At 47.9% G+C, this 9,242-nt stretch carries 4 protein-coding genes; 2 read left to right on the top strand and 2 right to left on the bottom strand.

Annotated elements, in window-relative coordinates; genetic code table 11:
* The coding region (locus AACV78_RS13200; RefSeq protein ID WP_304941068.1) for a calcium-binding protein at positions 1-1,080 on the top strand (1,080 nt) is incomplete at its 5' end.
* Positions 1,081-1,858: 778 nt separating this feature from the next.
* Positions 1,859-5,119, top strand: a complete 3,261-nt coding sequence (locus AACV78_RS13195) for a DUF4347 domain-containing protein (RefSeq protein WP_194008737.1) — start codon at positions 1,859-1,861, stop codon at positions 5,117-5,119.
* A gap of 177 nt (positions 5,120-5,296) precedes the next feature.
* On the opposite strand, the gene AACV78_RS13190 is transcribed toward AACV78_RS13195, so the two are convergent.
* Positions 5,297-6,478, bottom strand: coding sequence for an RNA-guided endonuclease InsQ/TnpB family protein (locus AACV78_RS13190; RefSeq protein ID WP_228042700.1), 1,182 nt, complete (start codon positions 6,476-6,478; stop codon positions 5,297-5,299).
* A gap of 152 nt (positions 6,479-6,630) precedes the next feature.
* Positions 6,631-9,242, bottom strand: a 2,612-nt coding sequence (locus AACV78_RS13185) for a WD40 repeat domain-containing protein (RefSeq protein ID WP_194074411.1), incomplete at its 5' end; no start/stop codon positions are given.

The following is a 9,242-nucleotide window of genomic DNA, read 5'->3' as shown; positions in this document are numbered from 1 at the left end:
CCGGCGCCAGCACCCGCGCCGACCCCCACACCCGCGCCGACACCAACACCCGCGCCGACGCCCGTGCCGACACCAACTCCCGCGCCCACACCAACTCCGGTGACAGATGCTTCCCCGCTAGATAGCCTCAACGCCCCGGAATTCGACTCTGGTGCGATCGCCCCCAACCCCGCCCAACAAACTCTCAACGGCGGTAACACAGACGATTTCATCATGGGCGGTGGCATCAACGAGTCAATTAACGGACTTGTTGGCAACGATACTCTTTATGGCATGGGCGGCAATGACAACATTGACGGCGGTGCAGATAACGATTCCATCTTCGGCAATACCGGCAATGACTTCATCCAAGGTGGCGCTGGCAACGATAGCGTCTACGCCGGCAAAGATAATGACACTATTTTTGGCGGAGAAGGCGACGACTTTTTGAGGGGAGATTCAGGCCAAGATACTGTTGCCGGCGGCTTGGGCAGCGACACCATTTTTGGCGGCAAAGATGACGATATTTTGCTTGGTGAAGATGGTGACGACCAGCTTTTTGCCAACTTAGGAAATGACACAATTAATGCTGGAAATGGCAACGATATTGCCTTCGGAAATGAAGGTGCAGATTTGATTTTTGGCGGAGCTGGAAATGACACGCTTTACGGCGGCAAAGACAACGATAGTCTCGATGGCGGTGATGGTAACGATTTGCTATTCGGGAACAATGAAAATGATGTAATCTCCGGCAACACCGGCAACGATACGCTTTACGGTGGCAAGGGTAACGATTTGCTCATCGGCGGTGCTGGTAGCGATTTCCTCAGCGGCGATGTTGGGGACGATACTTTGACCGGCGGTTCGGGAAATGACGTGTTTTTCCTCAATAATAGTGTGGGAAGCGACATCATTACTGATTTCCGTCAGGGCGAGGATGTAATTGGGTTAGCTCCCGGTTTGAGTTTCAATCAACTCAGCATTACCTCTAGCAACAATCAAACTTTGATTAGCGTTGCGGGCAGCAATCAATTGTTAGCGAAGCTTAACGGTACGCCCCTTACTCTCGGCGCTAGCGATTTCATTCAGGTAACAATCTAACTGTCTCTGGTAGGGTGCGCGACGCGCGCCTTACTAGCAGTGAAACATCGGCTAGGGTGCAGGGCGGGATGAATGTTTTGAGGAACAAGTAAAGATTTTCTCCCGCCTGTCACGCCTAGCGTTAGTTACCTAAGTTTCGGATTTTTTGGGATTTGTGCGATCGGCAAATATGTCATATCTAATCTGTTAGCATTGGAACGATTGAACCGCGAAGACGCTCTTGACGCGAAGGAAGGACGTAAGCTGTTCGGCATTTAATAGAGGATCGTAGGTGCGGATCGTACCTACGCAGCACGCTAGATTTGCAGGTTCTGCATCCAGGTATATTTACATTGTATCGTTTCGGGTTGGATCGGAATTATTTAACCTTACTAGGGCGCAGAGAACACAGAGGAAGACAAGAGAGAGAGGTGAATACGGGACGATGAAGCGCGGATTTTATATTATATCAAATCCTCTCTTCATCGGAATAGTAAATTCACTGTTGACTGTTAACAGTTAACAGTTAACAGTTAACATCATTCCGGTGCAACCGGAATTGATATTACACCTTCTGCGGTTAATTGTTCGCAAAATCGCAATCTTCACGCAGCAAAACCGGATTGCGGATACAAGCGATGAATTGTTATATAAGAAAATAAGTTTTTACCTAAGTTTTGATGCCCCAGTTCTACCGCTGAGGTTTTAATTCTGCCTGCTGCCTTCAGCATAAAAAAGTTTTCTATTTTTCAGGTGAATCTACCAGCAAATTACCAACATTCTCATAGGGGTATGCGAAATGAGTTCAAATTTGGCCAGTATTGATTCACAATCTGTTCTCCGCAATTCTCGTCCTAAATCTATTGTCTTTATTGAGTCGGACTTAGATGACTATCAAACTCTTGCGGGTGGCGCGGTTCCGAATGCAGAAGTCATCATTTTAGATAAAAATGGCAATGGAGTCGAGCAGATTTCTGCTAAACTGCAAACCATCGCTGCTGCGGGGGGAACTTTAGACGAAGTTCACATTTTTTCTCACGGCAATTCTGGCAGTTTGCAGTTAGGTTCTGCGACGTTGAATGCGGATAGTTTGCCGCAATATGCCAGCCAGTTGCAAGGGTGGCGAAATGCCCTGAGCGACAAAGCTGATATTATGCTTTACGGTTGCGATGTGGCTGCGGGTGACGGGGCTAATTTTGTCGATCGCCTGGGGGAGTTAACCGGGGCTGATATTGCGGCATCTAGCGATCGCACCGGCCGCACTGGTAACTGGAATTTGGAGTTTAGCAAGGGTGATATTGAGGCATCCAGTGCCTTGACTCCAGAGACTATGGCCGATTACCGAGGGACTTTAGCGACTGTTACCGTTACCAACAATAATGATAGCGGGCCCGGTTCCTTGAGAAGTGCGATCGCCTCCGCAGCAGCCGGCGATATTATTCAATTTGCTTCCAGTCTTGCGAATCAAACAATTGTTCTAACTTCCGGTCAACTTGTCATCAATAAGAACTTGACAGTTGACGCAATTAGTGCAGCCAACTTAACCATTAGTGGCAACAACACTTCGCGGGTAATCCTCACCGAAGGTTCAACCAATGTTACTCTAAAAAACCTGATTGTTGCCAACGGTAAAGTCTCTGGAACCGATCCGAATAACGAAACAACTAGCGCTGGCGGCGGCATTAAAACGGGAGGTAACAGCACTTTAACCTTAGAAAATTGCCAAGTCAACAAGAATGTTGCCGGTTTCGGTGGCGGCGTTCATACAGGTTTCCGCAGCACCACAACTGTCATTAACAGTAAGTTTAGCGACAATGACGGTTCTTTGGCGGATAATACCGAACGCGGCGGCGGGGCGATCGCCACTAAAAGCGGCGGTTCTCTGACTATCAGAGATAGCGAATTTACCAACAACAAAGGCAGCTTAGGCGGGGCTGTTAATAACCTGTTGGGCAGCCTGACGATCGAAAACTCTAAATTCACAGGCAACCGCACAGAGAAAGGGGTTGGCGGGGCAGTTTACGTCGATGGCGCTAATGCTTCAGGCCCCAATGCAACTCCGGGGCCTGTTGGTGGCAATGTTATTATCCGAGGCAGCACTTTTGACGGCAATATCGCCTCTGGAGAAGGAGGTGCAGCATTTCTGTTTGGCTATCCTCCAGATACAGTGGTTTTGGAAAACAGCACTTTTATTAACAACAAAGCCGTAAAAAACTCATCAGGGAGTGGAGGTTCAGGAGGTGGAGTTCGCCACGGAAATGCCGATTTAACTGTGACAAACTGTACCTTTGCTAACAACACAGCCGACGATAACGGCGGCGGTTTGTGGCTTGGAGAAAATGGAAATGTCAGCATTGTCAACAGTACATTTTCAGGTAACGCTGCTGCTAAACAGGGCGGAGGAATAGTTGTCGGCAATAGAGATTCTTTTTCTACTAACATTGTCAATTCGACTTTAGCCAATAACACCGCTGGGGAGTATTCTGGCGGTATTGCGACTTTTGGAAATCAGCCAATTACTGTCAAAAATTCGATTTTTGATAGCAATACGGCTGGTAATCCTTATAAAGTTAAATACCAAACAGGAAGGGCACTAATTGACGGGGGAAATAATCTGCAATTTCCTGCTAAACTGACGACGGGCGATCCTAACGACAATAATGTGACGGCAACTGTGACGATCGCCGATCCATTACTCGGCCCTTTACAAAATATTAACGGCGCTTTCGTAAGGCCCCTGCTAGCAGGAAGTCCCGCCATTGATACCGGTACTGGTGCGGGCGCGCCGGCGGCGGATCAGCGGGGCGTGACTCGCCCTCAAGATGGTGATAATAATGGAAGTGCGATCGTGGATATCGGCGCTTTTGAATTCACAACTACACCAACTCCCACACCAACTCCCACACCCACACCAACTCCCACACCAACTCCCACACCAACTCCCACACCAACTCCCACACCGATACCAGTTCCCACACCAACTCCCACACCAACTCCCACACCGATACCAGTTCCCACACCGACTCCCACACCAACTCCCACACCGATACCAATTCCCACACCGACACCCACGCCAACACCGACAACGGATAATGCGATCGTCGAACCCCTACCAGCCCCAGAAATCGACCCCGGCAGTATTACTCAAAATTCCGCCCAACAAACTCTCAACGGCGGTGACAGCACCGATTTCATCATAGGCGATGGCATCAACGAGTCAATTAACGGACTTGGCGACAATGACACCCTCTACGGAATGGGCGGCAGCGACAACATCGACGGCGGCAGCGGTAACGATTCCATCTTCGGTAATACCGACAATGACTTAATCTTCGGCGGCACCGGCAACGATACAGTCTACGCCGGCAAAGATAACGACACTGTGCTTGGCGGAGACGGCGACGACTTTTTGAGAGGAGATTTAGGCCAAGATACTGTTGCCGGTGGCTTTGGCAACGACACCATTTTTGGTGGCAAAGATGACGATATTTTGCTGGGGGAAGATGGCGACGACTATCTGTTAGGCAACTTAGGAAATGACACAATTAATGCTGGAAATGGCAACGATATTGTGTTTGGAAATGAAGGTGCAGATTTAATTTTTGGTAAGGCTGGAAATGACACGCTTTACGGCGGCAAAGACAATGACAGTCTCGGCGGTGGGGATGGTGACGATTTGCTATTCGGTAACAACGAAAACGATTTGCTCGAAGGTTATACAGGCAACGATACGCTGTACGGCGGCAAAGGCAATGATAGCCTCTTCGGCAATGCTGGTAACGATTTCCTTAGCGGTGATGTGGGAGATGATACTTTGACTGGCGGTTCGGGGAATGATGTATTTCTGCTAACTCAAAGTTTAGGCAGCGATATCATTACGGATTTCCGCCAAGGCGAGGATTTGATTGGGTTAAATTCCGGTTTGAGTTTCAATCAACTAACTATTACCGGGAGCAACAATCAAACTTTGATTAGCGTCACCAGTAGCAATCAATTGTTAGCAACACTGAACGGTATAGCGCCCGGTACTCTCACCGCTAGCGATTTTATCAGTCAGTAGTTATACCAAATCCGGGTTTTGGAGATTCTTGACGATTCGGCCTCATACCGCCGAATCGTCAAGGGGAGTATGTTACTGTTTCCTGCTACATAAGATTGACATAAAGCGGACAAGAATGACATCTCGGACACTTAAAACTTACTTCCTGCTTCTACGTAGGGAGTCGGCTCCTTCTACTCAGAGCGGCGTGAATTCAGGATTAGCCATCCTTACTCTATCTCGTGAGACCGATGCTAAATTAATCGCGGCATTCAAATCTCGATGACAACTGTTGCCACAAGCCTCACAAACAAACAATCGGTCGGAGAGTGGCATCGGTTGAACGTTACCGCACTTTGAGCAAGTTTTAGATGAGGGATACCATCGATCTACCACTTCGACAACAGTGCCGTAGATGGGAGATTTATAAGTTAGTTCTCGTCGAAATTCATAAAACCCTGAATCTAAAATTGCAGCCGCCAGTTTGTGATTTGCTGCCAGACCAGAAATATTTAAATCTTCGATGCGGATGCGAGCGTACTTTTGGCTAATTTCTGTAGTTGTTTTCTGCAAGAAATCCCGCCGTATATTGGCAATATCGGCGTGTTTTTTAGCCAGTTGTCGAGCGAATTTCCGAGCGTTTTTCGATGCTTTGATGCCAAGTTTTCGATTGCCTAATTGCTTGTTTCGATTGCGGTACTGTAGTTTCCCTAGCTTGATTTTCGCATTTTTTAGGGAATCTGGCAGTTGGTATACCGTACCGTCACTCAAGGTGGCAAAGGTGGATACTCCTAAATCTATGCCTGTCGCTTCCGATACTTCACGATATAAAGGGGGGATTTTGTCAGCTTTTATGGTAAAACTGACGTACCATTTGTCCGCAGTACGGCTGATGGTAAATGTTTGAGAGCAACAGTTGTACCCGATAGCTTCTTTCAGGCGAAACGTTCCCAGTGTAGGAATTTTTATCCGATTGCCAGCCATCTGAAATACTGATCCATTGCTGCTGTCTACTGTCAACGAATCCCCGGATTTCTTGCGTTTGAAATTAGGAAACCCGCTTAACCCTTTAAAAAAGCGTTCGAGGGAGTTATTGAAGGCCCGGAAAGCATTTTGATAAACGCGGGATGATAAAGTGTTAGTCCATTGATATTCTGGTTGTTTTTTGATGAAATTGGTAAAGGTTTTTTTTATTTCGGCAATCTTTCGGGTGCGGCTGACTTTAATGTCGATCACGCCCACGTACAGGGTACGAGCTAGGTTGTAGCAAAACCGAGCGTAACCAGCGTGTCGCGCCATAAGGGTACGTTCAGCATTGTTGAGTTTGAGTTCTAGCTTCAGGGCGTACATAGCCAGGGAGTAAGTCAGGAGTGCCAACATTGATACTTATTTTACCAGTTACAGACAGCGATTGCGACAAGAACACCGTGTTTTTTGGACCTGATGTCTTTAATGTCAGGAAAAGTCTATGAAACTGCCGTTTAGTATCATCTCTTCTCTTCGCGTTCTTTGCGTCTTCGCGGTTAAATCATTCAAAGGGGCGAACACAACAAGCGATCGCCCTTTTCCACCATCCTATTCGTCCGCAAATAATCCCGCAGGCGATCGCACCCGTAACTCAATAAATCCAGATTCAAAACTCGCTCCACATTCCACAAAATCAGCGTATTATCCTCACTCACAGAAGCCACAAAAGCCCCATCCCCACTGTACGCCACCCCCCGAATCGCCCCAGAGTTACCTCTGAGAGTCGTTAATTCCCTACCGTCAGAGTTCCACAACTGCACCGTATTATCCACACTACCAGAAGCAATAATCTTACCGTCCGGGCTAAATGCCACCCCCCAAACCGCCGCCGCGTGACCTTCAAGAGTTCTCACTAACTTACCGTCCACAGTCCAAATCTTAACAGTATTGTCCCCACTGCCAGAAGCCAAAAATTTACCGTCCGGGCTAAACGCCACCCTCCACACCGCAGCAGTATGACCTCGAAAAGTTCTCACCAAAGTACCGTCAAGCTTCCACAACTTAACAGTACCATCGCCCCCAGCCGAGGCAATTAGCTGACCGTCCGGGCTAAATACCACCTGCCAAACAGGAGCATGATGTCCTGTCATAGTATGCAATAAAGTACCATCGGGCCGCCAAAGTTTAATAGTATTATCTTGACTGCTAGAAGCAATAATTTGACCGTCAGGACTGAAAGCCAATCCAAAAACCGTAGCGTTATGACCTACCAAAGTTGCGATCGCATTTCCGTTTCGAGTCCAGATATTCACCTGATTATCGTTTGTGCCAGAAGCAATTAACTTGCCATCGCGACTCAGCGCCACAGCATAAATCGCAGTATTTTGTCCAGTGAAAGTCCTCAACAATTTGCCTTGCCGACTCCAAAGTTTAGTCGTGCCATCCTCGCTGCCTGTGGCGATTGTAGAACTATCCGCACTCAGCGCGATCGCCCAAATCCCAGCTTTATGTGCGCTAATAATCGTCCGCAAAGGGTTGTGACTCTGCCACAGCCTCACCGTATTTTCTGCACCCGCCGAAGCAATAAAACTGCCGTCAGGACTCCAAGCCATCCCCCAAATCCCAGCAGTGTGACCTCTAAAAGTCGTCAGTTCTGTGCCATCAATATTCCATAGTTTTACAGTCCCATCCCGACTTGCCGTAGCAACAGTCCGACCGTCAGGACTGAAAACAACTCCAGATATTACAGCAGAATGACCTTCAAGCGTTCGTAGGGGCAGTGCCCCCGGGAGAGCCCCATTAACTGTCCAGAGTTTCACCGTTTTGTCTCCACTTCCAGAAGCCACAATCTGACCGTCTGGACTAAACGCCACTGCCGATACCACAGAAGTATGACCCCGGAGAGTTCTTAGCAGTTTGCCGTCAGAGTTCCAGAGTTTCACCGTTTTGTCTCCACTTGCGCTAGCAACAGTCTTACCGTCTGGACTGAAAGCCACTGACGGTACCCCAGCAGTATGACCCCGGAGAGTTCTTAACAGTTTGCCGTCAGAGTTCCAGAGTTTCACCGTTTTGTCCATGCTGGCAGAGGCAATTGTTTGACCGTCGGGACTAAACGCCACTGTCCAGATACTAGCAGTATGACCCTGAAAAGTTTTCAACAAAGTGCCGTTTCGCTGCCAAAGTTTTACAGTCCCATCATCACTTCCAGAAGCAATAAACTGACCGTCCGGGCTAAATTTGACCGATCGGACGATCGCCTGATGACCTTTGAGCGTTGCGATTTCCCTTCCGTCGCGCCGCCACAGTTTGATAGTTTTATCCACACTTGCCGAGGCAATAAACTCACTGTCAGGACTAATGTCAACTCCGAGAACAGCCGCTTTATGCCCCGATAAACGGTTGTATTCATCTGCTTCGTAAACAGCTTGTCTCAGTACATTGTCAACTCGACCAGCGGTATCGGCACCTACCCCACCTAGTTTTTGCACTTTTCGTTTTGCTTTAATCGCTTCAATCAGCGCATCCAACTTGCGATTAGAAGCAAACAGTGCGTCAGAAGAAGATGTCAGCGCTTGAATTTCGCTCACCCGCGCTTGCCGTTCGCTTGCTGTTGCTTTGCGATATTGAAAAAATGTTGCGAGTCCCAACCCGCAGGCCAGCAGTAATGCCATACTGACTGCAAACAATAAGATTCTTTGTTGTTTGGATGCTGTGGTTTCTTGAATTAATCTTTTTTGTTTTTCGGCTAGTCTTGCTTCAATTTCTTGAGTGCGTTCTGCTTCTAATGCTTGTTGTACTTCGCGCCGATCTATTTCTTCAGAAGCGGCTAAAAATTGATAGTCTAAATCGCTCAAACTTTTAAGATGCGCCCAACTTTGAGCATCTTTCAAAGCTTGTCCCCGCAACAGCCGCGATAAATCTTGCTGCTTGGATGTCACCCACGCATCAAAGGTTTGAGAATAAGGCCGCAGTTGTCCTAATTGTTTGTCTACCCATTTTAGGTTAAAAACTTGTTCGTAAATGCGGTTTTTTACTTTCAGTAAACTTTGCTCTTTCACCACCAACCCAGAGAGGATGAGTTCTATTTGTTCTGGGCTGTCATCGGTTGAGATCCCCCCTGCCCCCCTTAATAAGGGGGGTTCTGATTGTCCCCCCCCTTGATAAGGGGGGGTTAGGG

The sequence above is a fragment of the Tychonema sp. LEGE 07196 genome (assembly GCF_963890365.1).
Taxonomy (GTDB): domain Bacteria; phylum Cyanobacteriota; class Cyanobacteriia; order Cyanobacteriales; family Microcoleaceae; genus Microcoleus.
Note: the sequence above shows the minus strand (reverse complement) of the source record. Positions and strands in the feature narration are given on the sequence as shown.